20 protein-coding genes and 3 rRNA genes are annotated in these 26,703 nt (G+C 68.0%); 13 read left to right on the top strand and 10 right to left on the bottom strand.

Going from position 1 to position 26,703, the window contains the following annotated elements; translation table 11 throughout:
- The 3 genes from ACQP0U_RS31640 (at position 1) to ACQP0U_RS31630 (ending at position 4,691) form a co-directional block, all read left to right on the top strand.
- Positions 1-1,398 carry a HupE/UreJ family protein gene (locus ACQP0U_RS31640; protein WP_433314253.1) on the top strand — a complete coding sequence of 466 codons (1,398 nt, stop codon included), beginning with the start codon at positions 1-3 and terminating at the stop codon, positions 1,396-1,398.
- Between the two features lie 144 nt (positions 1,399-1,542).
- Positions 1,543-3,522 carry a fibronectin type III domain-containing protein gene (locus ACQP0U_RS31635; protein ID WP_433314251.1) on the top strand — a complete coding sequence of 660 codons (1,980 nt, stop codon included), beginning with the start codon at positions 1,543-1,545 and terminating at the stop codon, positions 3,520-3,522.
- 89 nt (positions 3,523-3,611) lie between these two features.
- A complete protein-coding gene (locus tag ACQP0U_RS31630; RefSeq protein WP_433314249.1) occupies positions 3,612-4,691 on the top strand; it encodes a WxL protein peptidoglycan domain-containing protein in 1,080 nt (359 codons plus the stop codon).
- A 12-nt stretch (positions 4,692-4,703) separates the two neighbouring features.
- On the opposite strand, the gene ACQP0U_RS31625 is transcribed toward ACQP0U_RS31630, so the two are convergent.
- Positions 4,704-5,399 carry a YoaK family protein gene (locus ACQP0U_RS31625; RefSeq protein WP_433314246.1) on the bottom strand — a complete coding sequence of 232 codons (696 nt, stop codon included), beginning with the start codon at positions 5,397-5,399 and terminating at the stop codon, positions 4,704-4,706.
- Between the two features lie 204 nt (positions 5,400-5,603).
- Between ACQP0U_RS31625 and ACQP0U_RS31620 the strand changes: the two genes are divergently transcribed.
- Complete coding sequence (locus ACQP0U_RS31620; RefSeq protein ID WP_433314243.1) at positions 5,604-6,575, top strand: quinone oxidoreductase family protein; 972 nt, start codon at positions 5,604-5,606, stop codon at positions 6,573-6,575.
- A 4-nt stretch (positions 6,576-6,579) separates the two neighbouring features.
- Here ACQP0U_RS31620 and ACQP0U_RS31615 read toward each other — a convergent pair whose 3' ends face one another.
- The 7 genes from ACQP0U_RS31615 to ACQP0U_RS31585 form a co-directional block, all read right to left on the bottom strand.
- Entirely contained in the window at positions 6,580-7,170 is a 591-nt protein-coding gene (locus ACQP0U_RS31615; RefSeq protein ID WP_433314240.1) for an HAD family hydrolase, read from the bottom strand.
- Positions 7,171-7,187: 17 nt separating this feature from the next.
- On the bottom strand, positions 7,188-8,444 hold the full coding sequence (locus tag ACQP0U_RS31610; RefSeq protein WP_433314237.1) for an RNA polymerase sigma factor: 1,257 nt from the start codon (positions 8,442-8,444) through the stop codon (positions 7,188-7,190).
- A gap of 2 nt (positions 8,445-8,446) precedes the next feature.
- Positions 8,447-8,794, bottom strand: coding sequence for a YciI family protein (locus tag ACQP0U_RS31605; protein WP_433321313.1), 348 nt, complete (start codon positions 8,792-8,794; stop codon positions 8,447-8,449).
- Between the two features lie 86 nt (positions 8,795-8,880).
- Positions 8,881-10,077 carry a low temperature requirement protein A gene (locus ACQP0U_RS31600; protein ID WP_433314234.1) on the bottom strand — a complete coding sequence of 399 codons (1,197 nt, stop codon included), beginning with the start codon at positions 10,075-10,077 and terminating at the stop codon, positions 8,881-8,883.
- 55 nt (positions 10,078-10,132) lie between these two features.
- Entirely contained in the window at positions 10,133-11,191 is a 1,059-nt protein-coding gene (gene trpS, locus ACQP0U_RS31595; protein ID WP_433314231.1) for a tryptophan--tRNA ligase, read from the bottom strand.
- Positions 11,192-11,277: 86 nt separating this feature from the next.
- The gene (locus ACQP0U_RS31590) at positions 11,278-11,454 is read right to left on the bottom strand and encodes a hypothetical protein (RefSeq protein WP_433314229.1); all 177 of its coding nucleotides are present in this window, start codon (positions 11,452-11,454) and stop codon (positions 11,278-11,280) included.
- A 4-nt stretch (positions 11,455-11,458) separates the two neighbouring features.
- Positions 11,459-11,929, bottom strand: a complete 471-nt coding sequence (locus ACQP0U_RS31585; protein WP_433314226.1) for a PRC-barrel domain containing protein — start codon at positions 11,927-11,929, stop codon at positions 11,459-11,461.
- 150 nt (positions 11,930-12,079) lie between these two features.
- On the opposite strand from ACQP0U_RS31585, the gene ACQP0U_RS31580 reads away from it, so the two are divergent.
- The 5 genes from ACQP0U_RS31580 to ACQP0U_RS31560 all read left to right on the top strand — a co-directional run bounded on the left by ACQP0U_RS31580 (position 12,080) and on the right by ACQP0U_RS31560 (position 19,059).
- Entirely contained in the window at positions 12,080-12,334 is a 255-nt protein-coding gene (locus ACQP0U_RS31580) for an SCO4848 family membrane protein (RefSeq protein WP_433314224.1), read from the top strand.
- A 743-nt stretch (positions 12,335-13,077) separates the two neighbouring features.
- Positions 13,078-14,592 (top strand): 16S ribosomal RNA (locus ACQP0U_RS31575).
- A gap of 382 nt (positions 14,593-14,974) precedes the next feature.
- Positions 14,975-18,083: ribosomal RNA gene (locus ACQP0U_RS31570) — 23S ribosomal RNA — on the top strand.
- A gap of 85 nt (positions 18,084-18,168) precedes the next feature.
- A 5S ribosomal RNA gene (gene rrf, locus ACQP0U_RS31565) occupies positions 18,169-18,285 on the top strand.
- Together the 16S, 23S and 5S rRNA genes form the textbook arrangement of a ribosomal RNA operon.
- A 189-nt stretch (positions 18,286-18,474) precedes the next feature.
- Positions 18,475-19,059 carry a hypothetical protein gene (locus ACQP0U_RS31560; RefSeq protein ID WP_433314222.1) on the top strand — a complete coding sequence of 195 codons (585 nt, stop codon included), beginning with the start codon at positions 18,475-18,477 and terminating at the stop codon, positions 19,057-19,059.
- On the opposite strand, the gene ACQP0U_RS31555 is transcribed toward ACQP0U_RS31560, so the two are convergent.
- Positions 19,032-20,852: a VanW family protein gene (locus ACQP0U_RS31555; RefSeq protein WP_433314220.1), complete on the bottom strand. Its 1,821-nt coding sequence runs from the start codon at positions 20,850-20,852 to the stop codon at positions 19,032-19,034. The genes ACQP0U_RS31560 and ACQP0U_RS31555 overlap by 28 nt on opposite strands.
- Before the next feature lie 182 nt (positions 20,853-21,034).
- Between ACQP0U_RS31555 and nudC the strand changes: the two genes are divergently transcribed.
- Positions 21,035-21,955 carry an NAD(+) diphosphatase gene (gene nudC / locus ACQP0U_RS31550; protein ID WP_433314218.1) on the top strand — a complete coding sequence of 307 codons (921 nt, stop codon included), beginning with the start codon at positions 21,035-21,037 and terminating at the stop codon, positions 21,953-21,955.
- Positions 21,956-22,009: 54 nt separating this feature from the next.
- Entirely contained in the window at positions 22,010-22,771 is a 762-nt protein-coding gene (locus ACQP0U_RS31545) for an FkbM family methyltransferase (RefSeq protein WP_433314215.1), read from the top strand.
- On the opposite strand, the gene ACQP0U_RS31540 is transcribed toward ACQP0U_RS31545, so the two are convergent.
- Positions 22,764-24,050, bottom strand: coding sequence for a lipopolysaccharide biosynthesis protein (locus ACQP0U_RS31540; RefSeq protein WP_433314213.1), 1,287 nt, complete (start codon positions 24,048-24,050; stop codon positions 22,764-22,766). The two genes, ACQP0U_RS31545 and ACQP0U_RS31540, sit on opposite strands and share 8 nt — an antisense overlap.
- Before the next feature lie 247 nt (positions 24,051-24,297).
- Between ACQP0U_RS31540 and ACQP0U_RS31535 the strand changes: the two genes are divergently transcribed.
- On the top strand, positions 24,298-25,035 hold the full coding sequence (locus ACQP0U_RS31535) for a methyltransferase domain-containing protein (RefSeq protein ID WP_433314210.1): 738 nt from the start codon (positions 24,298-24,300) through the stop codon (positions 25,033-25,035).
- Entirely contained in the window at positions 25,016-26,701 is a 1,686-nt protein-coding gene (locus ACQP0U_RS31530; RefSeq protein WP_433314208.1) for a hypothetical protein, read from the top strand. Before ACQP0U_RS31535 ends, ACQP0U_RS31530 begins: the two co-directional genes overlap by 20 nt.
- Positions 26,702-26,703: the final 2 nt, after the last annotated feature.

Raw genomic sequence — 26,703 nt, 5'->3', positions numbered from 1 at the left:
GTGATCGTCCTCCGGGTGGTGGCGGAAAGTGCGCGTACTTCTGCGTATTCCTATCTCAATTCCGGTCACCGGCAATCGGTGGGCGGTCCTGCGGGAGTTTTGTTCTCCGGTGGTTCGTCGGTGCGCGGGCTGGTGTTCACCCAGGCCATGCAACGTGCACTGGCCAACCGAGGGAGTCGAATGTCAGGCCGCATCCGCCGTACCGTTATCGTCGCCGCTGTCGGTTTCGCCGCAGCGGTGGTTCCGTTTCTGGGCGCCGAACCGGCGTCCGCGCACGGTTTCTCGTCGACTGTGTACACGGAAATTGCGGCGGGAGATGAGGGTCACATTCGGACGACGGTGGAGCTCGAATACGACCTCCTCGTCGTCTCCGCCGCGGATGCCGGTGACGACGACCCGCTCTTCCAGTCGGGAACGGCCGCCTTCGAGGCGGGCGACAGCGGTGCCCAGGCCGCCGCTCTGAGGAGTCACACGTCGGCGGTCCTGAAGTACGTCTCCGACCGGTTCTCGGTCAGTTCCCGGGGTGCGGCCTGCCTCCCGACCCAGGTGGGTGACGCGACGATCGGCGAGCGCGAGGGCGTGCCGTACGCGGACCTGCTGCTCGACTGGACCTGCCCCGAGCGGGTCGACGAGCACGTCGTGCGCAGCGGCCTCTTCCCGGACGGCGAGGGCTACGTCAAGGGTACGAAGACGATCGTCACCTACGAGATCGACGGCCGTTCTGGCAGCGCGGCGCTCGACGCCGCCAACCCGTCCTTCTCGACCGCGCAGACCTGGTATCAGCGGTTCGGCGAGTTCTTCCTCCTCGGCGCCGAGCACCTGCTGACCGGGATCGACCACATCCTGTTCCTGCTGGCGCTCATCGCCGGCTCGCGGCGGCTCCGGGAGATCGTGCTCGCGGCGACCAGCTTCACCCTGGCGCACTCGGTGACGTTCATGCTCGCCGCGCTCGGTCTGGTCGAGGTGTCGGGCGCGATCGTGGAGCCGGTCATCGCGCTGTCGATCGCGGTCGTCGCCGGCTGGCACCTGTGGGGGATCTGGCGGCGTGGTCAGCACGCGACCGACCTGGAGACGGAAGGGCGCGGGCACCTCAGCCTGGACCGGGCCGGCTGGATCCGCCTCGGTGTGGTGTTCTGCTTCGGCCTCGTGCACGGCCTGGGCTTCGCGGGCGCGCTGGGTATCAACGAGGCGTGGTCGTGGACCCTGCTGTGGTCCCTGTTGGTGTTCAACGTCGGCATCGAGGTCGTTCAGTTGACGATTATCGCTGTCGTCTTCCCGCTGTTGTTCCTGCTGCGCCGCCGTGCGCCGAAAGCTGGCCTCTGGGCGACCGGGGCCGTTTCCGCAGCCGTGTCCATTATGGGGCTGATCTGGTTTGTGCAGCGCGTTTCTGGATCATGAGTAAGGCTAAGTAGTTCGTGAAGTGCAGTCTTTCGCAAGATCACGTTCATGGTTGGTTCATCGGGCGGCGAAAGCGTGGATTTGCTTCCCCAGCGTCGGGTGAAGGCACAATCCATTTCTCTATTTGAAAAGGGAACAATGTCGATGACATTGAGCACCTCGACACGGGCCTCCGCGCTCGTGCGGCGGCGCCTGGTCGCCGGGGTCGCAGCCGGCTTCCTGGGAATGGGCGCGGCCCTCGGTAGTGGCCTGATGGCCACCGCGAGCGCGGCCGAGTCCACCACGATCAGCAGCGTGATCCTCGGCGTCGGCGCCAACGAGACCCAGCGCATCGTGACCTGGTACTCCTCCGCCGACACCGCCCAGAAGATCCAGCTCGCCCCGACCGCCGAGATCGTCAACGGCGAGTTCCCGACCAGCGCGGTCAGCTTCGACGCCGTCGGTGCGGCGAACACCTCCACCACCGGGTTCAACCGGCATGCCACGATCAGCAACCTGCGCGAGAACACGGCGTACTCGTACCGGGTCGGCGCCGAGGGCAGCTGGTCCCCGGCGTACGCCTTCAAGACGCAGGACTTCGAGGGCGACTACGACTTCCTGTTCTTCGGCGACCCGCAGATCGGCTCCTCCGGCGACCGGCTGAAGGACCAGGCCGGCTGGGAGGACACCCTGAAGGTCGCCACCGCGGCCAACCCGAACGCCGAGCTGCTGGTCTCCGGCGGCGACCACGTCGAGTCCGCCAACGACGAGGGCCAGTGGACCTCGTTCATGGCGCCCGACCAGCTTCGTCAGTACCCCCTCGTCGCCACCATCGGTAACCACGACGTCGGCGGCAAGTCCTACGAGCAGCACCACTTCACCCCGAACACCGACCGCACGGCCCCGTACTACGACAACGGGAACCCGGCGGGCACCAAGTCCGGTGGTGACTACTGGTTCGTCTACAAGGACGTGCTGTTCATCGACATCAACAGCAACAGCTACAAGCTGCCGACCGACGGCAGCAACGCCGGCGACGCCGCGCACGTCGCGTACATCACCGACGTGGTGAACAAGCACGGCTCCGAGGCCAAGTGGAAGGTGCTGGTCTACCACCACTCCATCTACTCGCCGGCCAGCCACGCGACCGACACCGACAACAAGCAGCGGCGGGAAGACTTCACCACTGCCTTCTCGAACCTCGGCATCGACATGGTGCTGCAGGGTCACGACCACAGCTACTCGCGCAGCTACTCCATCAAGAACGGCCAGAAGGAGAACCCGGCCGAGAAGCCGGGTGCTGCTGATGTGTTCCCCGGCCCGGGCGGCGTCATCTACGTGACGGCCAACTCGGCCTCCGGCTCGAAGTACTACGACATCAAGAAGCCGGACGCCACCGGCACCGGCATCCGTGGCAACGGCCCGGACCCGCTGGACCCGAACAAGTACTGGTACAACTCGGTGCAGAACCAGGAGCACGTCCGCAGCTACGTCAAGGTGCAGGTGCGCGGCGACAAGCTGGTCCTGGCGAACGTGCGCAGCGGCACCTGCGCGGCGCCGAACGCGGCGGTCGAGGCCGGCCTCTCCTGCGTCAACACCCCGGACGGCCAGCCGGTCGGCTCGATCGTCGACAACGTGACGGTGCACCCGTTCAACGGTGACGGCCAGGCCATCCAGGTGAACGTGCCGAACCCGGCTCCGGGCGAGTTCGGCTGGACGATCGACGGCTACAACGGTCTGGTCGACCTGGGTACCGCGCAGGAGCGCGACGGCACCTACTTCCAGGCCAACGGCAAGATCAACCCGATCCTCGTGTCGGACAGCCGCCGCTCGCTCGCCCCGTGGTCGATCTCGGCCAACGTCGGCGACTTCCAGGACGCCGACAAGAAGTTCTCCGGCTCCTACCTCGGTTGGAACCCGTACGTGCTCGACGCCGGCGCCGGCGCCGAGGCCGGTGCCCCGGTCCTGTCGTCCCTCGACGACCAGGGCAAGGGCCTCTCGGTCTCCAGCGCACTCGCCGCGGCCGCGCAGGGTCACCCGCGCGGCGGCGCCAAGCTCGGTGCTGACCTGGATCTGAAGATCCCGGACAGCATCGCGAAGGGCAGCTACCGCACCACCCTCACGATCACTGCGCTGAGCAGCTGACCGGACAGTTCCATCGGGCGGGGTAGGCACCTTCGGGGCCTACCCCGCCACCGGTTCACCCACTACCAAGATCACCACAAGGACTTGAGATGCAACCGTCCGTAACTCGCTGGAAGACCACGACCGCCGCACGTCTCCGTACGACCGCACTGTCCCTGCTCGCCGTCGTCGCGGCCGTCGGTGTCGGTGCCGGTCCCGCCCTGGCCGCGGACGGAAACGTCGCCTGGACGGTCCGGACGGCCTCCAACGGCTACGGCGAGGCCCGGTCCAGCTACAGCTACAACGTCAACCCGGGCGGTGCCGTCGAGGACGCCATGGTGGTGGCCAACCGCGGCCCGGCGCCGCTGACCCTCGCCGTGTACGCGGCCGACGGCTTCACCACCGACGCCGGCCAGCTCGACCTGCTCACCAAGGACAAGAAGTCCATCGCGATCGGCGCCTGGGTGAAGCCGAACGCCGGCAGCGTCGTGATCCAGCCCGGTAAGACCGCGCAGGTCCCCTTCACGGTCAACGTCCCGGAGAACGCCACGCCCGGTGACTACGTCGGCGGCATCCTCACCACGCTGACCCAGGCCGACCAAGCTGAGGGAATCAACGTCGACCGTCGCCTCGGCATCCGGATCAAGTTGCGGGTGGGCGGCGAGCTGAAGCCGAACCTCGCCATCGAGAACCTGCACGTGACGTACGCCGGACCGGCCAACCCGTTCAGCAAGGGTGACGCCACCATCACCTACAAGGTCCACAACGTCGGCAACGCGGCGCTCTCCGGTAAGCAGGCGGTGACGGTCTCGGGCCCGTTCGGCCTGCTGCGGGTGCGGGCCGAGGACGTCGCCGCGCCGCCGGAGCTGCTTCCGGGTGAGAGCTGGGACGTGACGGTTCCCGTACACGGGGTGGCTCCCACCATCTCGCTGGCCGCGACCGCGACCCTGACACCCCTGCTCACCGATGCCTCGGGCTCCACCACCTCGCTCAAGCCGGTCGAGGTGACCGCGCACGGATGGGCCCTGCCCTGGACGCTGGTGCTGGTGCTCGTCGTGCTGATCGCCGCGCTCGTCGGGGCGTACCTGTACCGGCGCCGCACCCAGGCGCAGCGCAAGGCGCGCGAGGACGCCCGCGTCCGCGACGCCGTCGAGCAGGCGCTCCGTGGCCCGGAGCCGCAGACCTCCTGATCGCGGCTCCGGTCAGCTCGGCTGGCTTCGGCCGGCGGCGGTTCCCGCGCGCTGGGTCAGACCGATCGCGAACGCGATCACGGCGACCACCAGCACCGCCGCCGGCACGGATGCCCAGGTCGGGGCCGTACGCAGCACCACAGTGCCGAGCGCCGCGCCCGCCACCAGCCCGGCCAGCCGGCCGACGCCGCCCACGTCGGCGAACCGGTGCGGGTCGACGACGCGCCGCCGGACCAGGTCGGTGAGCGAGCCGGTCAGGTAGGTGGTCGACGCACCCCGTACGCCGGCAGCCACGGTGATCACGCTCTGGATGCCGCTCGACACGGCCGCCATCGCCAGCAGCACGAGCCCGAAGCCGTACCCCGGACGTGCCGAGCAGGCGAACCAGCCGACCGTGAAGCCGAGCAGCAGCACCGCCTCGGCCGACGTCACCACCGCGGTACGGCGGTTCCAACCCGGCGGGGTGTGGCGCAACGGCACCGTGGCAGCGGCCACCCCCACCGCGTACCCGCCAACCGCCACCACCGCCCCCGCCAGCGAGCGGCCGTCCGCCGTGCTGAGCGCGTGGCCGAAGTGCACCAGATTGCCGGTGATCACGCTGGCGAAGTAGCCGTCGAGCCTGGTCAGACAGATCACGTCCACGCAGCCGGAGGCCGCGGCGAGTGCCACCAGGAGCCAGGCCGTGGCCCGTGTCGACGGCGCGTGCACGATGCCCCTCCCGTGGGTTCCGCGGCCGGCCCGCCGCGCCCGGCGTGGTTCGCGGACATTCCCGTGCCCGCCTCGGCTACGCCCGGCGAGGCCCGTCGAGCGTGGGCGTTCGTCCTTGTGGGTGAACGACGCTCAGCTCCGGGCCACGCCTGTTCCCGAGCCGGCATGCTGCGACGGTGACGCCGGCACGGAGAGGGAATCCACATGGTTGACGGGGATGTGCCAGAGCGGATGCAGGCCGCGGCCTTCGACGAGTTCGGCGGGCCGGAGGTGATCACGCTGCGAAAGCTGCCGGTCCCGCAGGTCGCCGACGACGAGGTGCTGATCAAGGTCTGGAGCGCCGGCGTCGGGGTGTGGGACGCGTACGAGAGGCAGGGTGTGCTGGTGCCGGAGGGCTCCGCGCTCCCGATCGTGCCCGGCTCCGACGGTGCCGGAACCGTCATCGCGGCCGGCAGCAAGGTGACCAGCCTGGCGGTGGGCGACCTGGTCTACGTCTCCGCCACGGCCCGCCCGAAGGGCGGCTTGTACGCCGAGTACGCCTCGGTCAAGGCGGAGTACGCGGCGAAGGTGCCCGACGGTGTGCCCGCCGAGCACGCCGGTGCCATGCCCACCGACGCGCTGACCGCGCTGGCCGGGCTCGACGCGATCAGCCTGTCGGCGGGTGCCTGGCTGCTGATCTTCGGTGCGAGCGGAGGTCAGGGCCACCTGGCCGTGCAGCTGGCGAAGCGGCAGGGGCTCAACGTGATCGCTGTGGCGTCCGGGGCGGACGGCGTCGCGCTGGTGACCCGGCTCGGGGCCGACGTGTCCCTCGACGGGCACGGCGACATGACCGACGTGCTGGCCCGGATCCGGGACGCGGCGCCGGGCGGGGTGAACGCCATCCTGGCGATGGCCGGCGGCGGAACGCTGGACCAGCTCACCGAGGCGCTGGCCGACGGCGGGGTGGTCGCGTTCGCCCACGGGGTGAAGCCGGAGCCCCAGGAGCGGCCGGGCGTCACGGTCCGGGCGTACGACGGCGAATCGAACCCTCGACAGTTGCAGCGCCTCAACGAACTCATCGAGGCGGGGCCGTTCGTGGTGCACGTCGCGGAGAAGTTCCCACTGGGCAAGGTGCGGGAGGCGCACCAGCGCCTACAGACGTCCTACGCCGGGAAGCTCCTGCTGACGGTGGCCTGAGACCTCAGGGCGTGCGCTGTTGCGGCACGCGTACCGATGCCATGCCGGCCGCCGTCGCGGCCTGGATGCCCAGGTCGGTGTCCTCGAAGACCAGGCAGGACTCCGGGGGTACGCCGAGCTGGTCCGCCGCGAGCAGGAACGCCTCCGGGTCGGGCTTGGCCCGGGTGTAGTCGTCGGCGCAGACCAGCACGTCGAACCGGTCCAGCAGGCCGAGCGCGTCCAGGGAGGCGGTGACCGACGCGCGGGTGCTGCCGGAGACGACGGCGAACGGGACCCGCCGGTGCGCGTCGTGGATGTGCGCCAGCACCTCGGGCACGGCGGCGAGCTGCGGCAGCAACTCCTGGTAGTAGCTCTCCCGGCGCTCGACGACGGCAGCCACCGGCATGGCCAGACCCTGCTGCTCGTTCAGGGCGACGATGATGTCGGCGGTGGGCCGACCACCCCACGCGTAGAAGAGGTCCTCCGGGAACTCGCAGCCCCACTCCTCCAGGGCCCGCTGCCAGGCCAGATAGTGCAGCGGCATCGAGTCGACGATGGTGCCGTCGCAGTCGAACAGGTACGCGGCGAACGGCCCGGGAGGCAGAGGCAGACTCACCCGGGGAAGGGTACAGCTCACTCGGTCGTGACGGCTTTCAGTTGGCTGAGCAGGTACGCGCGCTCCGGTTCGGTGCCGTCAAGCGTCAACGCGCTGCGGTACGCGGCGGCGGCCTCGTCGTACCGGCCGAGCCGGCGCAGCAGGTCGGCCCGCGCCGCCGGATAGGGGTGGTGGCCACGCAGGCGCGGATCGTCGGCCAACTCGTCGAGCAGCGTGAGCCCCGCCTCCGGCCCGTCCCGCATGGCCACCGCGGCGGCCCGGTTCAGCGCGACGACAGGTGAGGGCACCAGGCTGAGCAGCACGTCGTAGAGCGCCACCACCTGCGGCCAGTCGGTGCTGGCGACGTCGGCGGCCTCGTCGTGCAGAGCGGCGATGGCGGCCTGCAACCCGTACGGGCCGGGCCCTCGGCCGGTCAGCGCGACCACCACCAGGCCGCGCCCCTCCTCGATCATCTGACGGTCCCAGCGTCCCCGGTCCTGGTCGTCGAGGAGGATCATGGCGCCGTCCGGTCCGGTACGCGCGTCGCGTCGGGCGTGGACCAGCAGCATCAGGCCGAGCAGTCCGGCGACCTCCCGCTCGGCCGGCAACAGCCGGCGCAGGATCCGGCCGAGCCGGATGGCCTCCTCGGCCAGGCCGATCCGTTGCAGCTCCGGGCCGGAGCTGGCCGCGTACCCCTCGGTGAAGACCGAGTAGACGGCCTGGAGCACCGTGGGCAGCCGACCGGGCAACTCGTCGGGGCCCGGCACCCGGAACGGGATGCGGGCGTCGCGGATCTTCCGTTTGGCCCGGACGAGTCGCTGGGCCATGGTGGCGGGCGGCACCAGGAAAGCCCGCGCGACCTCGGTGGTGGTGAGGCCGGCCAGGAACCGCAGGGTGAGAGCGCCACGATCCTGCGCGGCCAGGGCCGGGTGCGCACAGGTGAAGAAGAGCGCCAGCCGGTCGTCGGGCAGGTCCCGGTCCGCGTCCGCGGGCGGGGCGTGATCGGCCCGCTCGGCCTCCGCCTGGAGTACGGCGAGCCTGGTCGCCAGCACCCGGTCGCGGCGCAGTCGGTCCACGGCTCGACGTCGCGCCGTGGTGAGCAGCCAGGCACCCGGTCGGCTCGGGACGCCGTCGGTCGGCCAGTGCGTCAGCGCCGCCTCGATGGCCTCGGACGCGACCTCCTCGGCCAGGTCGAGGTCGCCGAAGCGGCGCACGAGCGAAGCGAGGAGTCGGCCGCGCTCCTCCCGGAACACCGCCTCCACCGACGACCCGACGGCTGCCCTCTCACCCGGCATGGTCAGACCGGAATGTCGATCTCGGCGATCGGGCGGACCTGGACCGATCCGGTGCCGATGGCCCCGGGACTGCGGGCCGCCCAGTCCAGCGCGGCGTCGAGGTCCGGCACGTCGATGATGTCGTACCCGCCGAGCAGCTCACGGGTCTCGGCGAACGGCCCGTCGGTGACCGTGCGCTCGCCGTCCGGGCCGACCTGCACTGTCGTGCAGGTGGTCAGGTCCTGTAACGGATGCCCGGAGACCCAGACCCCGGCGTCCTTCATCTCCCGGTCGAAGCGGATCCAGTCCTCGAAGCTGCACCCGTTGTCGACGACCTCCCCGTCGGCCATGGGACTCATGAACAGCAGCATGTACTTCACGTCTCGGCTCCTCTCGGTGCGGCGTGTCGCCGTACAGCATGACGACGAACGAGGGCCGCCGACATCGACACGGCGCGTCAGGTTTCTCCTGGCCGTTCGTCGCGTCGGTCCATCCGTCGCTCGAACCAGGTCACCCCGATCAGGAACGCGGTCAGCAGGGTGAGCGCCGCCAGGGGCGGCAGAGACCGACCGATCGGCAGCAGGGCCAGCGGCAACAGCGCGGCGACGACCTGCGCCGCGTACACCGCACCGACGGTCAGTCGACGGAAGAGCAACCTGCTGAGCAGATAGAGGGCACTGCCGCCGTAGAGCGCGGCGGCAGCCTCCCAGCCCAGCCGGCCGGGATGCGCCGACCCCTCGGTGAGCTGGGCGATCACCTCCTCGATGCCGAGCGCGACGTAGATGGCGCCGATGATGAGCGTGGAGTGCCCGAGGCCGTACGCGTCGCCCGCCACGCTGGCCCGTCGCTCACCCGGCACGTTGCTGACCGCCTCCCGGGCGGTGGGCGCCAGCCGATCGAAGTAGAGCCACCACAGGCACACCGTGCTGGTGAGGCCGAGCAGCGCTGCCAGCAGGGCAGAGCCGACCGGCGCCATCGCCCTCGGGCCAGCGCCGGCAGAGATCAGTGACTCACCCAGCGCGATGATGAGCACCAGACCGAACCGCTCACTGAAGTGGTCCACGCTGCGCAGTTGCCACGGCCGGAAGGTGGACGCGATCCGCGCACCGCCGATGTTCAGCAGAAACGCCACAGTCCAGAGCGCTGTCTGCGCTGCGCCACCGAGCAGAGCACCGATGATCAGCGGGACCCAGCCCAGCACCACAGGCACTGTGAAGAACCGCAGCGTCGAGCGCAGCGCAGGGTTCGTCGCGCTCGCCCAGAACAGGATCACGAGCTGTACGGCCCGGCCGACCACGTAGGCCAGGGCGAGTGTCAACGGCGCGTCGAACAGCTCCGGGCTCTGCCGCCACGCGTCCGGCAGCACCAACGCGGCCACGAAGATCGCCGCCATCGCGACCAGGGTGATGGCGCGGACCGGCCCGACGTCCGGCCGGACCAGGTTCCCCACCCAGATGTACGGCGACCAGGAGTAGAGCAGCAGTAGCAGGAGGAGTAGCCCCTGGGCCAGGGTGAGCGCGCTCGGCGATGCCGCCATGAAGGTGATGACCCGGGTGAGTGCGAAGACGAAGACCAGGTCGAAGAAGATCTCGAACATCGTGGTCCGGTGCGTCACCCCCGCCGGCACCGGACGAATGTCGAGAATCCTCCTCATCACCGCATTCTGCGCCATGGAGGTCGACGGTTCAGCCGGCTCGACGGCCCCGGCCTCAGGTCGAGGCGTCCGTTCGGCGCCGGCTCCGCTCGGCCCGCCGCCGCACCTGCTGGTACGCGCCGGTCAGCCCCATCGCCCGGCGTACCTCGAGGACGGTCTGGCGCACCTCCAGGCGGGTCCGTTCCGTGCCCTCGACGATCAGCCGGTCGACCAGACCCCGGTCGGCTTCGATCTCGGCCCGCCGCTGCCGGATCGGCGCCAGGAACCCCTCCAGCGCGACGACCAGCCGTTCCTTGACCTCCACGTCGCCCACCCGCCCGGCCCGGTAACGCCGGGCCAGGTCGGCGACCTCGTCGCGGTCCGGATTGAAAACCTCGTGGTACGCGAACACCGGGTTGCCCTCCACCGTGCCCGGCACGTCGGCCCGCACCCGGTTCGGGTCGGTGTACATGCCGAGCACCTTGCGACGCACCGTCGCCGCGTCGTCGGAGAGCGCGATCGAGTTGCCCCGGCTCTTGCTCATCTTGGCGGCGCCGTCGGTCCCCACCAGGCTCGGTGTGTCCGCCGGGATCAACTCGGGCACCGGGAAGACCGGGCCGTACAGGTGGTTGAACCGTCGGGCGATCTCCCTGGTCACCTCGACGTGTGCGGCGTTGTCCCGACCGACCGGGACCACCTCGCCCTTGACGCAGAGGATGTCCGCGGCCTGGAGCACCGGGTAACCCAGCAGCCCGTACGGCATCTCCTCCTTGCCGGCGTCGCGGGCCATGTCCTTGAGCGACGGCACCCGCTCCAGCCGGGGAACTGTCACCAGGTTCTGCAGGAGGGTGTTGAGGTCGCCGACCTCGGGGATGGCCGACTGGAGGTAGAAGGTGGCCCGGTCCGGGTCGACCCCTGCGGCGAGGATGTCGGTCACCATCTCGCGGGCGTTGCCGGAGACCTGGTCGATGTCCTCGCGGCGGTTGCGAGTGGTGAGCATGTGCAGGTCGGCGATGATGAAGAAGCTCTCGTAGCGGTGGTGCAGGCGTACCCGGTTGGCGATGCTGCCGACGTAGTGGCCGAGGTGCAGGCGGCCGGTGGGCCGGTCCCCGGTGAGCATTCGTGCGACGGACATGGTGGTGCCTCTCGTTACCGAAGGTGGGTCACGCGTGGGCGCGCCGAACAGGGCTGGCTCAGCCCTGCTCGGTCAGCGGGATCGACTCAGCGAGTCGCCCGCCATCGCGCGCCGGCGCGGAACCGCAGACCACCGGCACGGAGGACGTTCAGAAGTTGCTCTCGGCCGTCACCGGAGCTGGTCGGGATCCCGGGCACGGCACCGAGGCGGAGGCCGTCGACCAGGTCGACCGCCTCCGGTGCGCACTTGCCCGTCCGGACCACGGCCTCAGATTACCCGCGGAATGGCGCCGGGAGGCGGGAGGTAGCTGTCGGCGTAGTAGGTGCCGATGCGGTCCCGGTGCTCCTGGTCGGCCGAGTCAGGATCGAACGGCGGTGCGTCCCTGATCTGCTGTCGGGTCCGGTCGACGTGCACGACGCGTTCCTGGTGATCAACCCGGACCACCGTCCCGGCCGGCAGCAACACCTTCTGCCCGAAGATCCACGGGCCGGTGTCCACCACCAGGTGCGCGGCGTCCGCCTCGTCGCTCGTCTCGTCGATGCTGCCGATGCGCCCATCGCTCGCCTGCACCTGATAGCCCACCAGGTCGACGGGCGTGCCCGGGCCGGGTGCGTCCGGGCCGTCGTGGCCACCCTCCTGGTCGTCCGGCGGGATGACCGAGGGTGTGGCCTGCGTGTACCCACCGGCCAGGGCGGACGGGTCACGCCAGGCCCAGGGGTTGACGATCGAGGATTGCATGGGGCACCTCCGGGGGGCGGTCCTCAGCTGTCCTCCTTCGTAGTGCCCACCCCGCCGCCGCCGGAAACAGCCCTGCCATCCAGGCGTGGCAGTACGTTCGCTTTCGCACCGCCGGTCCGCTGAGCAGCTGCGCTGGCATACTCGGCTGCCATGGTGCTGTCGCGAGGGTGGAGTCTCTTCCTGGTCGGAGTCGGCGTCTGGACCTGGGTGATCTGGCCGAGGTTCGCGGTGGCCATCTGGCAGGACCCGCGGTCCTGGGCGTCCGGCACGGTGGCCGACGGCGCAGTCACCAGCTTCCTGTGGGTGCACGCGCTGCTGATCGCCGCGTCGCTGGCGATCGGGACCACCGCCGGCGTCCTCGGCGTCCGGGGATGGCTCGCCGCCCGGCGGCGGCGGACGTCCTGATCGCCGCTGACGCTCCCGAGGTCAGGTGGTCGGCCCCCGGCTCCGGAAGCCCCGACCGCACCTGTTTGTGCCTAGATGCTGCTGACCTGCGGAAACCGTCCGAAGGTGCGAATGTGACGCGCGCCGCTACCCGTGGATTTGACGATCAAACCCGCAGACGCGTAACTTTCTCTCTGCCAGCGCGGAACGGGGCAAACGGGACGAAGGTCCTGGAGCACCGGAACGGGGTGGCAACCGGGTCAAGCAGGGGTTCGCTCCTGCCGGACACGGTCCGGGCGGGGCTCGCCAGATCGGCCGCGAGGCGGATTTGGTGCGGCGAAGCCGACCGGGTAAGGTTCACGACCGGCAGGGAACCGGGCGAGACTGCGGGAAACCGCAGCGGCCGGTCTGCCGAATCCGACGACCTGACGCAGCGGTTTGCTGCTGCGTGAGTGCGCCGGCGCTGACCCGTACGAAGCATGACAGACCGGGACACACGGTTTGACACGGCGAAGACGGTGAGGTAACGTAGTAAAAGTGCCCGGCGCGAGAGCGGCGGGGACACAGTACGAAAGCCCCGGTTGGGGTTCCACTGTGGTGGGGCTTCTGGCTGGTGTGTGGTTGTTCTTTGAGAACTCAACAGGGTGCTTGTAAAGCCAGTGCCAATTATGATTTATACCCCGGACTGGTCGGTTCTTGTAACTGGCTGGTTGGGATTCCTTTGGCAACATTTGTTTGTTGTCAGGATGCTGTTCAACTAATTTTTGTTGGAGAGTTTGATCCTGGCTCAGGACGAACGCTGGCGGCGTGCTTAACACATGCAAGTCGAGCGGAAAGGCCCTTCGGGGTACTCGAGCGGCGAACGGGTGAGTAACACGTGAGCAACCTGCCCCAAGCTTTGGGATAACCCTCGGAAACGGGGGCTAATACCGAATAGGACTGCTGGCCGCATGGCTGGTGGTGGAAAGTTTTTCGGCTTGGGATGGGCTCGCGGCCTATCAGCTTGTTGGTGGGGTGATGGCCTACCAAGGCGACGACGGGTAGCCGGCCTGAGAGGGCGACCGGCCACACTGGGACTGAGACACGGCCCAGACTCCTACGGGAGGCAGCAGTGGGGAATATTGCACAATGGGCGGAAGCCTGATGCAGCGACGCCGCGTGAGGGATGACGGCCTTCGGGTTGTAAACCTCTTTCAGCAGGGACGAAGCGAGAGTGACGGTACCTGCAGAAGAAGCACCGGCCAACTACGTGCCAGCAGCCGCGGTAAGACGTAGGGTGCGAGCGTTGTCCGGATTTATTGGGCGTAAAGAGCTCGTAGGCGGCTTGTCGCGTCGACCGTGAAAACTTGGGGCTCAACCCCAAGCCTGCGGTCGATACGGGCAGGCTAGAGTTCGGTAGGGGAGACTGGAATTCCTGGTGTAGCGGTGAAATGCGCAGATATCAGGAGGAACACCGGTGGCGAAGGCGGGTCTCTGGGCCGATACTGACGCTGAGGAGCGAAAGCGTGGGGAGCGAACAGGATTAGATACCCTGGTAGTCCACGCTGTAAACGTTGGGCGCTAGGTGTGGGGGGCCTCTCCGGTTCCCTGTGCCGCAGCTAACGCATTAAGCGCCCCGCCTGGGGAGTACGGCCGCAAGGCTAAAACTCAAAGGAATTGACGGGGGCCCGCACAAGCGGCGGAGCATGCGGATTAATTCGATGCAACGCGAAGAACCTTACCTGGGTTTGACATGGCCGCAAAACCTCCAGAGATGGGGGGTCCTTCGGGGGCGGTCACAGGTGGTGCATGGCTGTCGTCAGCTCGTGTCGTGAGATGTTGGGTTAAGTCCCGCAACGAGCGCAACCCTCGTTCGATGTTGCCAGCGCGTTATGGCGGGGACTCATCGAAGACTGCCGGGGTCAACTCGGAGGAAGGTGGGGATGACGTCAAGTCATCATGCCCCTTATGTCCAGGGCTTCACGCATGCTACAATGGCCGGTACAATGGGCTGCGATACCGCGAGGTGGAGCGAATCCCAAAAAGCCGGTCTCAGTTCGGATCGGGGTCTGCAACTCGACCCCGTGAAGTCGGAGTCGCTAGTAATCGCAGATCAGCAACGCTGCGGTGAATACGTTCCCGGGCCTTGTACACACCGCCCGTCACGTCACGAAAGTCGGCAACACCCGAAGCCGGTGGCCCAACCCTTGTGGAGGGAGCCGTCGAAGGTGGGGCTGGCGATTGGGACGAAGTCGTAACAAGGTAGCCGTACCGGAAGGTGCGGCTGGATCACCTCCTTTCTAAGGAGCACCTTCCGACGAAAGTCGGTAAGGAGCCCGCACTGCCCGAATGTGGTGGTGGGGTGCTCGAATGGCGGAGACACTGGCAAGTTTTTCCTCGGCAACGGCCGGGTTCCTTCTAGTACAGCCTTCCTTCGGGTTGGTGGGAACGAAGCCCTGGTGCGGCTGAGAAGAAATGTGAGCACCCTGTTGGGTCCTGAAGGAACAACCATCGTGTTGTTGTTTCAGAGACTTGTCCGGCCCCCTTGGTGGGGCTGGAAGTCTGCCAGGCATGGCCTGGCCCCATATACCGCTGGTCTGAGGATCGGGTTTGGTGTGGGGCGGATCGGGTTGTGGGTTGGTCGTTTGTTGAGAATTGCACAGTGGACGCGAGCATCTTTGTGGTCAAGTTGTCAAGGGCGAACGGTGAATGCCTTGGCACCAGGAGCCGATGAAGGACGTGGGAGGCCGCGATAGGCCTGGGGGAGCTGTCAACCAAGCTGTGATCCCAGGGTGTCCGAATGGGGAAACCTGGCACCAGTCATGTGGTGTCACCCACACCTGAACACATAGGGTGTGTGGAGGGAACGCGGGGAAGTGAAACATCTCAGTACCCGTAGGAAGAGAAAACAATTTAGTGATTCCGTGAGTAGTGGCGAGCGAAAGCGGATCGAGGCTAAACCGGCTGCGTGTGATACCTGTCAGGGGTTGCGTGGTCGGGGTTGTGGGACCCCGCTGAACAAGCTGACACTTGTTCGAGGAGTTACAAAGTCAGTGGCTAGTCGAACAGTCTGGAATGGCTGACCGTAGACGGTGAGAGTCCGGTAGGTGAAAGTTGCTGACCTTCTGTGGGTGTTCCCGAGTAGCGGCGGACCCCTGAAATCTGCCGTGAATCTGCCAGGACCACCTGGTAAGCCTAAATACTTCCTGGTGACCGATAGCGGACAAGTACCGTGAGGGAATGGTGAAAAGTACCCCGGGAGGGGAGTGAAATAGTACCTGAAACCGTTCGCCTACAATCCGTCGGAGCCTTGCGGGGTGACGGCGTGCCTTTTGAAGAATGAGCCTGCGAGTTAGTGGCATGTGGCGAGGTTAACCCGTGTGGGGGAGCCGTAGCGAAAGCGAGTCTGAATAGGGCGATTCAGTCGCGTGTCCTAGACCCGAAGCGGAGTGATCTAGCCATGGGCAGGCTGAAGCGCGGGTAAGACCGCGTGGAGGGCCGAACCCACCAATGTTGAAAAATTGGGGGATGACCTGTGGTTAGGGGTGAAAGGCCAATCAAACTCCGTGATAGCTGGTTCTCCCCGAAATGCATTTAGGTGCAGCGTCGCGTGTTTCTTGCCGGAGGTAGAGCACTGGATGGTCTAGGGGGCCCACAAGCTTACCGAAATCAGCCAAACTCCGAATGCCGGTAAGTGAGAGCGCGGCAGTGAGACTGCGGGGGATAAGCTTCGTAGTCGAGAGGGAAACAGCCCAGATCACCAGCTAAGGCCCCTAAGCGTGTGCTAAGTGGAAAAGGATGTGGGGTCGCATAGACAACCAGGAGGTTGGCTTAGAAGCAGCCACCCTTTAAAGAGTGCGTAATAGCTCACTGGTCAAGTGGTTCCGCGCCGACAATGTAGCGGGGCTCAAGCACACCGCCGAAGCTGTGGCATTCACATTTTATCCTCGCTTGGACTTGATTCCTTGTGCAGGTGTGTGGATGGGTAGGGGAGCGTCGTGCCGCGAGTGAAGCAGCGGGGTGACCCAGTTGTGGACGCGGCACGAGTGAGAATGCAGGCATGAGTAGCGAAAGAAGGGTGAGAAACCCTTCCGCCGGATGACCAAGGGTTCCAGGGCCAGGCTAATCCGCCCTGGGTGAGTCGGGACCTAAGGCGAGGCCGAGAGGCGTAGTCGATGGACAACGGGTTGATATTCCCGTACCCGCGAAAGAGCGTCCCTGATGAACCTCGTTGTGCTAACCACCCGAACTTGGTGAGGTCTTCGGACTGAGCTGAGGGAGCGTGGGAACCTGATGGGTAGTAGTCAAGCGATGGGGTGACGCAGGAAGGTAGCTGAGCCCGGCCGGTGGTTGTGCCGGGGTAAGCGTGTAGGCCGTGTTGTAGGCAAATCCGCAACACATGAAGGCTGAGACGTGATGCCGAGCCGATTCAGGTGAAGTCAGTGATCCTATGCTGCCGAGAAAAGCCTCTAGCGAGTTCTTAGCGGCCCGTACCCCAAACCGACACAGGTGGTCAGGTAGAGAATACCGAGGCGATCGGGCGAACTGTGGTTAAGGAACTCGGCAAATTGCCCCCGTAACTTAGGGAGAAGGGGGGCCGGAGACGTGAAGCCCCGCGCGGGTGGAGCGTTGTATGGCCGCAGAGAGCAGGGGGAAGCGACTGTTTACTAAAAACACAGGTCCATGCGAAGAAGTAATTCGATGTATATGGACTGACGCCTGCCCGGTGCTGGAACGTTAAGGGGACCTGTTAGCTCTTCGGGGCGAAGCGGAGAACTTAAGCGCCAGTAAACGGCGGTGGTAACTATAACCATCCTAAGGTAGCGAAATTCCTTGTCGGGTAAGTTCCGACCTGCACGAATGGCGTAACGACTTCCCCACTGTCTCAACCACAGGCCCGGCGAAATTGCAGTACGAGTAAAGATGCTCGTTACGCGCGGCAGGACGGAAAGACCCCGGGACCTTTACTATAGCTTGACATTGGTACTCGAATTAGCTTGTGTAGGATAGGTGGGAGCCGGTGAAGTCCATACGCCAGTATGGGTGGAGGCAATCTTGAAATACCACTCTGGTTGATTTGGGTATCTAACTTCGGACCGTTATCCGGTTCAGGGACAGTGTCTGGTGGGTAGTTTAACTGGGGCGGTTGCCTCCTAAAAGGTAACGGAGGCGCCCAAAGGTTCCCTCAGCCTGGTTGGCAATCAGGTGTTGAGTGCAAGTACACAAGGGAGCTTGACTGTGAGACTGACAGGTCGAGCAGGGACGAAAGTCGGGACTAGTGATCCGGCACTTGCGAGTGGAAGCGGTGTCGCTCAACGGATAAAAGGTACCCCGGGGATAACAGGCTGATCTTCCCCAAGAGTCCATATCGACGGGATGGTTTGGCACCTCGATGTCGGCTCGTCGCATCCTGGGGCTGTAGCAGGTCCCAAGGGTTGGGCTGTTCGCCCATTAAAGCGGTACGCGAGCTGGGTTTAGAACGTCGTGAGACAGTTCGGTCCCTATCCGCCGTGCGCGTAGGATACTTGAGAAGGGCTGTCCCTAGTACGAGAGGACCGGGACGGACGAACCTCTGGTGTGCCAGTTGTCCTGCCAAGGGCACGGCTGGTTAGCTACGTTCGGAAGGGATAACCGCTGAAAGCATCTAAGCGGGAAGCCTGCTTCAAGATGAGGTATCCCACCCACTTTGTGGGGTAAGGCCCCCAGCTAGACGACTGGGTTGATAGGCCGGAAATGTAAGCCCGGTAACGGGTTCAGTTGACCGGTACTAATAGGCCGAGGACTTGACTACTAAGCTGCTACGCGTCCACTGTGCAACTCTGAACGAGCGAACACCCGTGAGTGTGTGCCGGTGTTGTTTGATATGTTCATAGAGTTACGGCGGTCATGGCGGAGGGGAAACGCCCGGTCACATTCCGAACCCGGAAGCTAAGCCCTCCAGCGCCGATGGTACTGCACTCGTGAGGGTGTGGGAGAGTAGGACGCCGCCGGACAATCTTCCAGAAAAAAAGGCCACCCCCAACGGGGTGGCCTTTTCTGCGTTCCACCAAAGGTCACGCCTGATCATGCGGCCTGCGGACCGGGCGGCGCCCTGGTGTGACACCACCCCTGCTGGACGGGGTCACGCTGGCACTGGCGGCGGTCAATACTCTCGTGATGACCCTCGAAACGTGTGAGTGCTCATGAGCCCGCCTGCCGGCGAACGCGGGCTGCCGGGCACGGCCCGGCTGGCAGTGGGCGCGCTGATTCTGTGGGCGGTCGTCGACGTGGTACGCACCATCCTCATGATGGGGCACTACGAGGATCGCATCGAGACTGCGACCCACGGCAACGTCGACCTGGTGCCGGCCTGGCTCGCGTACATAATCCTGAGCGAACCGTTCCCGTACGGCTTCGTGACCGCCGCGGCGGACCGGCTGTGGATACTCGCCGCACTTGTCGCGGCCGCCGCCGTCGTCACGTGGCGGTACTACGTGCGGCGCACGGCGGAGGGGCTGGGAGACGCGACGCCGGGGCCGCCAGCCCGGACGGCGTGGGCGTGGTTCGTGACAGTTCTCGGCGCTGGCGTTCTCTGCCTGGTCAGCTGGCTGCACCGCCTGGTTACCGCGGAGGGCGGCAGGTTTCACGAGACGTCGCTGGACACTCGTCCGGTGGCCTATCCGCTGTGGACCGTCGGGACGGTGTTGGTCGTGCTCACGGCGGTCCTGAGCGTGCGGGTCGTGCGGCGGACGGTCGAAGCTCAGGAAGGCTTGGGACCGCAGACGTAGCGGGGCTCCGCGTCGTAGCGCCAGGTGAACTTCTCCCGCTTGACCACCACGCCGCCCTTCTTGATGACGCGGAAGGCGTCCTGGGTGAAGCCGTTGATGCCGTTGGTCTCGATGCACGAGGGGCCGGGTGTCAGGTGGATCTGCTTCGGGGTCGTGATGTTGCGACGTGGCCCGTACTCCGTCTTCACGCTGTCGTAGATCTTCGTGCTCCACATCGAGACGGTGATCGTGCTTGACGTGTACGACGTGTCGATGAGCACGCCGTACTCGGTGTTGTTGCGGAACTTGAAGTCCAGACTCGGCCAGAAGATTGTCGACTCGATGACCGCCGGGTACCTGTCGAACCAGTACGAGTGCGGCTTGTGCTCGACATCCTCCAGGCCGGCGTAGTAGCTCGCGTTGAACAGCGTGGTGGTGAACTGTGACGTGCCGCCGCCGACGCCCGGCACCAGCTTGCCGTCGAGGATGACGGGTGCGTCCCGGTAGCCCTGGGCGTAGCCGCGCTCGCCGGTGTGCCCGTTGAGCGAGAACGTCTTCCCGGGCAGCACGACAGTGCCGTCCACCTTCCGCGCGATGGTCGCGATGTTCTGGCTGCGCGACGAGGCCATGCCGCCGGTGAACCGGGTGGTGAAGGTCGAGACCCGCTCCTTGATCCCCAGGCCGGCGAGCTTCTCCCCGGTCAGCTGCGGCGGGGTCGGCTTCAACTCGCCGGTCACCTCGCGGCCATCCGTCTTCGGCAGCACGGCCAGCAGGTCCCGACCGAGAGTCGCCGTGTCCAGCTGCTGCCCGGCTCTCCCCTCGGTTGCGGTGGGCCGGCCCCCGGAAATTGTCATCGTGGCGTCCTTCGGCGGCACCTCGATGGCGTCCAGGTCATCGCCGAGCGCCGTGCGCAGCCGCTTGACGTCCACCGCGGGGGTCAGTTTGCCGGTCTTGTCGGCGCTGAACCGCAGGCTCTTCGCGATGGCGGCGGGCGGGATCGTCACCGAGCCCTTGTTGGTGCGCAGGGTGACAGGTGCGGCGACCGCCGGCTTCGCCAGCTCGCTGACCAGCCGGTCCAACTCCTCCGGGGTGGTCGCCGGGTGGGTCTCCACCAGGGGCACGGTGACCGGGGCGCCGGCCAACCAGCCGGCGCGGACCACGTCGGCGGAGCGCTGCGGGTTCAGGGCCAGCCCGGGCTTGGGTTGTACGACCTTCGGCGTGGTGCCCTGGAAGGTGATCGCCGGCATCGTCATCCCCTGGGCCTGGTCGCCGAGCACCTTACGGAGCGCGTCGTCCAACCGGCCCACGTCGACTGTGACCACCGGCTCGACAGTGCGGGAGCCGACCAGCCGACTGACCGGGTGCGCGTCGGCCTCGGCCGCCGCCGCGACGGTCGCCGGAACGTCGACGGCCAGCCCGACGTCGGCCGGGTTGATCTCGGCGGTACGTCCGTCGACGGTGACCTTCAGCGGTGTGGCGAGCTCCGCCGCCCGTCGGTCCAGCTCCGCCCGCAACTCCCGGTCGGCGTCCGCGCGGCTCCGGCCGCCCAGCTCGGTGCCGAGCACGCTGGTGCCACGGGGAACGTCGCCGGCGTACGCCCAGGCGCCGGCACCCGCCACGGCGGCGAGGACGCCACCGGTGATGCCGGCGGCGAGCAGCATCCGCACCCGACGCGGGCGGCGCGGGCCGCCGGCCGGCTCGCCGGGAGTGGCTGTGGTGACCGGCGCAGGTCCATCGTCCGGCCAGGTGACCGCGGTGACCTGCACGGTGGGCCGGTCGTCGGCGGGTGGAGTCTTTTCGCCGTACAGCGTCACTGCAACCTCGATCGCCAGGGTGCCGCGGGAGGTTCTCCCTCCCGGAGGCACCTACGGTAACGAATGCCCGGCCGTCCCCGTGGGCTGCGCCCACCAGGTGCTGCTACCGCGTGTCGTTCGGCGTGTCGTACCGACCCGGGGGCGGTGCCGACGGCGGACCACCGACGTGGCACGGTGACCGGGTGGGCACTGCGGAGCGGGTGTTGGCGTACGGGGGCGGCTGGCTGGACCGGGCGGGCCCGTTGCGCACCGATCCGACGCGGTTGAGCGCGCTGCTCACCGAGCCGGCCACAGTGCTGCTGCCGATGTGGCGGGACCGCTGCCTCGTCGACGGCCACGGGCCGCTTCGGCTCAGCGCGGAACGTGCGGCGCTGGTCCGATCCGCCGCCAGCGAGACCGTCTTCCTGGGTCTCGACGCGGAGGTCGCCGTGTTCGCCGCGGACCTCTCCGCGCTCCCCGAGACTTCCGCCGTGGAGATGGCCGGCGCGGTGCGGTCCGTCGACGTGCGGGCACTCGTCGGGCGGCTCGGGCCCGGCGACGCGGCCGTCCAGGCGTACGCCAGGGGTTTGCTGCACTGGCACCGGCAGCAGCGATTCTGTGGGACGTGCGGCGCGCCGGCCGTCGCCGGCGGCGGCGGGCACCTGCGGACCTGCACCGGTGCGGAGTGCGGACGTCTGCTGTTCCCCCGGATCGAGCCGGCGATCATCGTGCTGGTCGAAGCGCCCGGTCGGCCGGGGCGCTGTCTGCTGGCCCGGCACGCGGGCGCGGCCGAGGACGCGTACTCGACGCTGGCCGGCTTCGTCGAGGTCGGCGAGAGCCTGGAGGACGCGGTCCGTCGGGAAATGGCCGAGGAGGCGGGTGTGACAGTCACCGACGTGACCTACCAGGGGTCGCAGGCGTGGCCGTTCCCCGCCGGCCTGATGGTGGGCTTCCGGGCCACCGCCACCTCCGACGAGGTACGCGTCGACGGCGAGGAGCTGCTGGAGGCGCGCTGGTTCACCCGGGAGGAGCTGCGGGACCGGGCGGCCTCGGGACGCCCGCTCGGTCGGGTGGACGCGATCGACCACCGTCTCCTGGAGGACTGGTTGGCAGGGGAATCGTGACAGGTGCTCCGTCGACCTGTTCAGGTGTGCCGTCGACCCGTACCCTTTGCGCTCATGCCGTCTTCGACCGGTCTGCTGACCGCGGTGAGCTCGCACGTGGCGTCGCTGCTTCCCGATCGGGCCGTGGCGGGGGCCATCCGCGCGGTCTATCCACGAATCGAGCCTGAGCTCGCGCACCTGGCGGAATTCATGCCGAAGGGTGGCACTGCCCTCGATGTCGGTGCCTGGTTCGGGCCATGGACTCGGCGGATGCGCAAGCTGGCCGACCACGTCGTCGCCTTCGAGCCGAACGAGGAACTGGCGCGCAGCATCGCCCGCGCCTTCCCCGAGGTACGGGTCGTCCGCGCGGTGGCGTCGGATCATGAGGGAAGCGCCGAGTTGTTCCTGCCGGAGAGTGGCCCCGCCGTGGGCACCTCATCCCTGGAGTACGGTGCCGGTCGCTCGGTGACCGTCCCCCGCGTGACGATCGACGGCCTGGGCCTCAACGATGTGCGGTTCCTGAAGATCGATGTCGAAGGGCACGAACTGCCGACGTTGCGCGGCGCGGCCGAGACGATCCACCGAGACGGCCCGGTGCTGCTGGTGGAGGTCGAGGAGCGGGTCCAACCGGTCGCCCCGATCATCGATCTGTTGACCGAGTGGGGTTATCGCGGCTACGTGCTGCCGGGGCGGGAGTGGTTGCCGCTCGCTGACTTCGACATCCGTGGCCATCAGCGCGACGCGATAGCCCGGATCCACCAGAGTTTCGCGCGACGGGTCGTCCTCCCACGGCCGCGATACGTCAATTCGGTCCTGTTCAAGAGGGACATCAGCTGACCCGACCGGCGAGGTCCGGGGGTGCGACAGTGTGCCGCGTCGGCCCCGCCGGTGGGCTGCGGCGTCGCGCCGACGCACGGACGACCACCGCCAGGGTGAGCGCGGCGGCCGCGGCAGCGGCGGTGGCGGTCCACATGATGCCGGCGAAGGTGTGCGGCACCAGAAAGACCGCCACGAGCACCAGCCCGCCGGCCGCCGCCCAGAGGGGCACCGAGGGCCAGCGGGCGCCGCTCGCGATCTGCGCGTTGATCAGCACGAATGCCAGAGCGTAGAAGGCGCCGGTGGCGGCGAAGAACGGCGCGTATCTGCCGAAGGCGGCGTAGTCCTGCCCGCCGGCGAGCCGGAAGGCGAGACCGCCGGCCAGCGCGGAGCCCAGGACGAGTGCGGCGCCGCACGCGCCGACGACGGCCCAGGCGGCCCGCCGTGTCCTGCCGTCGAGGCGGGCCATCCGGGGAAGGGCCAGCACGGTGACCACCTGCGGCGCCCAGAGCGCTCCCTTGGTGAGCACCGTCCCGACCGAATAGGCACCTGACTCCGCCGGTGTCAGCAGTTGCCGGGCCAGGATGAGATCGGCGTACGACGCGACCAACATAGCCAGGGTGGCGCTGCTGGCCGTGCTGACCTGCCGCAGACCCAGCGTCGACCCGACGGCCGCGCGGCCCCCGGTCGGCGGGGCCCCGAGCACCCCGGCTGCGGGGCCGGCGACCAGGCGCAGGATCGGCAGAGCGACGTAGGAGCAGACGAGACCGGCCAGCAACGAGCCGACCAGGCCGGCGCCGAGGGCGAGCCCACCGATCACGCCGGCGTAGCGCCCGACGGCCAGCACGCCCATTCCGACCGCCAGGCGCAGGAAGCGCTGGTCCCCCTGCAACTCGCCGAGCGAACCGGCGGCCAGGACGACGGGAAGCGTCATGCCCACCAGCAGTGCCACCACCGCGATCGGCAGGTGCAGGCCTGTGACGATCAGAGGAATGGCCGCCACCAGGATGCCGGCGGTGACAGCCGCCGTTGTGAGGGTGACGCGTACGGTCGGCGTGTGCGGATGACGTGCCCGGTGCACGGCGACGGCGGTCTGGAGACCCGCGCCAGCCACGCCGGCGATGGCGACAAGAGCCTGCACGGTCGCCAGTGCCCCGAGGTCGGCGGCGGTGAGGTGGCGGGCGCCGAGCATGGGCACCAGGTAGGCCAACCCGTTGGTCAGGGTCGCCGCAGCCATCACGGCGCCGCCGGTCACCGCCATCCGGCCGGCGTCCGAAACCGGTGCGGTCGTCCCTCTCATGCCGGCCGTCTGCCTCCGCTTCTCCCCGCCGTCGTGACGGCAGGGTGGGCAACCGTCGGGCGCACACAGGGTACAGAGAGGAACGGGGCGGTGCGGGGCGGTAGTCGGGCCGTCCGGCCGGTCGACTGCGCCCGGTGGAGCGGCTAACGTCTCCCCGCGCGACCGGCTCGGGCAGGGTCTCACCACTGACGATGTCCCGGCGTCGCCAGCACACCACCCCGTTCTGGCCCACACATAGGAGCCACGCGTGAAGCTCCCCGGTGCCCACCGCGCCGACCTGGCACGATCGGTGCGCCTGTTCCGTGCGTTTCGCGTGGAGCAGACCGATCCTGATTTCTTCTACGGCCTGCTCGCGCAGGACACCGTCGACCAGCTTCAGACCTACGCTGACCTGGCGGGTGCCGTCGTCCTGGACGTCGGAGGGGGCGCCGGCTACTTCGCCGAGGCCCTCGACCGGGCCGGTGCGCGGATCGTCTGCGTGGACTGCGACGCGGGCGAGATGTCCGCGCGAGGTGAGGTCGTGCCGGGCGGTGTGATGGGTAGTGCGCTCGACATGCCCGTTCGCAGCGGCGTGGTCGACGTCTGCTTCTCCTCCAACGTGCTCGAACACGTGCCGCGGCCGTACGCCATGGCCGACGAGATGCTCCGCGTGACCCGTTCCGGTGGCACGATCTTCCTGTCCTTCACCAACTGGCTCTCGCCGTGGGGCGGTCACGAGACGTCGCCCTGGCACTACCTGGGCGGGCAGCGCGCGGCGCGGCGGTACGAGCGCAAGCAGGGTCGACGGCCGAAGAACGTCTTCGGCGAGAGCATGTACGCCGTTTCGGTCGGCGAGATGCTCCGCTGGGCCCGGCGGCAGTCCGAGGCCGAGGTCGTCGACATCCTGCCGCGCTACCTGCCGGCGTGGGCCAAGGGAGTGGTCCGCGTTCCCGGCGTACGCGAGGTCCTCACCTGGAACCTGGTCCTTGTCCTCCGCAAGCGCTGACCAGCGCGGTCGGCTGCGCCTGCACGTCGCCGCCGCAGTCACCGCCCTCCTCGTGTTGGCGCCCCTGATCCGACCGGGCTACGTGCTGCGCTACGACATGGTCTTCGTACCTCGGCAGCCGCTGCGATGGGATCTGTTCGCCTCGGGTGACGCGCTCCCGCGTGCCGTGCCGCAGGACGCGGTGGTGTCCCTGCTCAACCTGGCGGTGCCCGGCTGGCTGCTGCAGCGGATCGCACTCGTCGCGATCATCTGGTTCGCGGTGGTGGGCGCGGGCCGTCTGGTGCCGGCGCGACGTGAGCTGACCCGCCTCGTCGCGGCCATCGGGTACGCCTGGACGCCGTTCCTGGCCGAGCGGCTGCTGTTGGGGCAGTGGGGTCTGCTGCTGGCGTACGCCGCGCTGCCCTGGCTGGTCCGGGCCGCGATCGGTTTGCGCGAGGGTCGACCCGGGGCGCTGCCGCGGTTGGTTGTGGCCGCTGCTGCCGCGGCGATCACTCCCACCGGGGGCCTGCTGGCCCTGACGACGGTCTCGGTCCTGCTCCTGGGTCGCGGTGGCCCCGGTAGGAGGGCGTGCGGCGCGGCGCTCGGTGCCGTGGCCGCGCTCAACCTTCCCTGGCTGGTCGCGGCTGCGGTGACTACTGCCGGTGGTCGTTCGGATCCCGATGGTGTGGCGGCCTTCGCCGCTCGGGGCGAGAACTGGGGTGGTCCACTCGTCGCGCTCGCCGGCACCGGTGGGATCTGGAACTCGCTGACCACCCCGGCCAGTCGGGGGGCCCTACTCGTGCCTGTCGTCACGGCCGGGCTGCTCGTCCTCGCGGCCCTCGGCTTTCCGGTGCTGCGTGACCGCTTGCCGAAGGGTGTGGCGACTCGGTTGGGCGTGCTGGCCGTCGGCTCGTTCGTGGGTGCAGCCTTCGCGACGCTGCCCGGTGGCGCGGCCGCTCTGCGCTGGCTGGTGGCGGAGGTGCCCGGTGCCGGCCTGCTTCGCGACGGTCAGAAGCTCCTCATCCCGTACGTGCTCTGCCTGGTGCTCTGCGCGGCGCTCGGTGGCGAACGGGTGGCAGCGCGACTGAAACAGCCCGGGGACCGCCTGGCCCTGGTCGGGCTGGTGCTGCTGCCGGTGGCGGTCCTTCCCGATCTGGCGTATGGCGTTGCCGGCCGGTTGCATCCGGTCCGTTACCCGCAGGAGTGGGGTGTCGTCGCGCGGGCGGTCGCCGAGGAGCCCGGGCCGACCCTTTCGTTGCCGATGAGCATGTACCGGTCGTACCTGTGGAACCACGGCACGGTGGTGATCGACCCGCTGGCGCGCTATCTCCCGGTGGAGGTGATCACGGACGACACTCTCCTCGTCGGTGACCGGACGGTGGACGGGGAGAGCGGCCGGGTGGCGCGGCTCCGCGCGGCGCTCGTCGAACGGCGTTCGCTGGCGGGCAGCGAGCTGCGGTGGGTGGTGGTGCAGCACCGGTCGGGGGGAACGGTCCCGCCGCAGGTGCTGGACGGGCTCCAGGTCGTCCACAGTGGTTCGGAGCTGACGCTCTACCGGAATCCGACGGTGCCGCCGGCCGGCGCGGGGCAGCCTGCCGGGTGGCCTCTGGTGCTGAGTCTCTGCTGCGCCGTGGCGATGCTCCTGCTCGCGGCTGTGAGCCTGTTGCGCCGTCCTACCGCGTGGTAACG

Source organism: Micromonospora sp. CA-269861 (assembly GCF_050948505.1).
Taxonomy (GTDB): Bacteria; Actinomycetota; Actinomycetes; order Mycobacteriales; family Micromonosporaceae; genus Micromonospora.
The sequence above is the reverse complement of the archived record's forward strand: the minus strand, read 5'-3'. Positions and strand labels throughout refer to the sequence as shown.

Bases quoted from the DNA above. Each gene is read 5' to 3' on its own strand.
- ACQP0U_RS31635 (WP_433314251.1), top strand. From the start codon at position 1,543: ATGACATTGAGCACCTCGACACGGGCCTCCGCGCTCGTGCGGCGGCGC.
- ACQP0U_RS31630 (WP_433314249.1), top strand. From the start codon at position 3,612: ATGCAACCGTCCGTAACTCGCTGGAAGACCACGACCGCCGCACGTCTC.
- ACQP0U_RS31620 (WP_433314243.1), top strand. From the start codon at position 5,604: ATGGTTGACGGGGATGTGCCAGAGCGGATGCAGGCCGCGGCCTTCGAC.
- ACQP0U_RS31610 (WP_433314237.1), bottom strand. From the start codon at position 8,444: ATGCCGGGTGAGAGGGCAGCCGTCGGGTCGTCGGTGGAGGCGGTGTTC.
- ACQP0U_RS31605 (WP_433321313.1), bottom strand. From the start codon at position 8,794: ATGCTGCTGTTCATGAGTCCCATGGCCGACGGGGAGGTCGTCGACAAC.
- ACQP0U_RS31600 (WP_433314234.1), bottom strand. From the start codon at position 10,077: ATGAGGAGGATTCTCGACATTCGTCCGGTGCCGGCGGGGGTGACGCAC.
- trpS (WP_433314231.1), bottom strand. From the start codon at position 11,191: ATGTCCGTCGCACGAATGCTCACCGGGGACCGGCCCACCGGCCGCCTG.
- ACQP0U_RS31585 (WP_433314226.1), bottom strand. From the start codon at position 11,929: ATGCAATCCTCGATCGTCAACCCCTGGGCCTGGCGTGACCCGTCCGCC.
- ACQP0U_RS31580 (WP_433314224.1), top strand. From the start codon at position 12,080: ATGGTGCTGTCGCGAGGGTGGAGTCTCTTCCTGGTCGGAGTCGGCGTC.
- ACQP0U_RS31560 (WP_433314222.1), top strand. From the start codon at position 18,475: ATGAGCCCGCCTGCCGGCGAACGCGGGCTGCCGGGCACGGCCCGGCTG.
- ACQP0U_RS31545 (WP_433314215.1), top strand. From the start codon at position 22,010: ATGCCGTCTTCGACCGGTCTGCTGACCGCGGTGAGCTCGCACGTGGCG.
- ACQP0U_RS31540 (WP_433314213.1), bottom strand. From the start codon at position 24,050: ATGAGAGGGACGACCGCACCGGTTTCGGACGCCGGCCGGATGGCGGTG.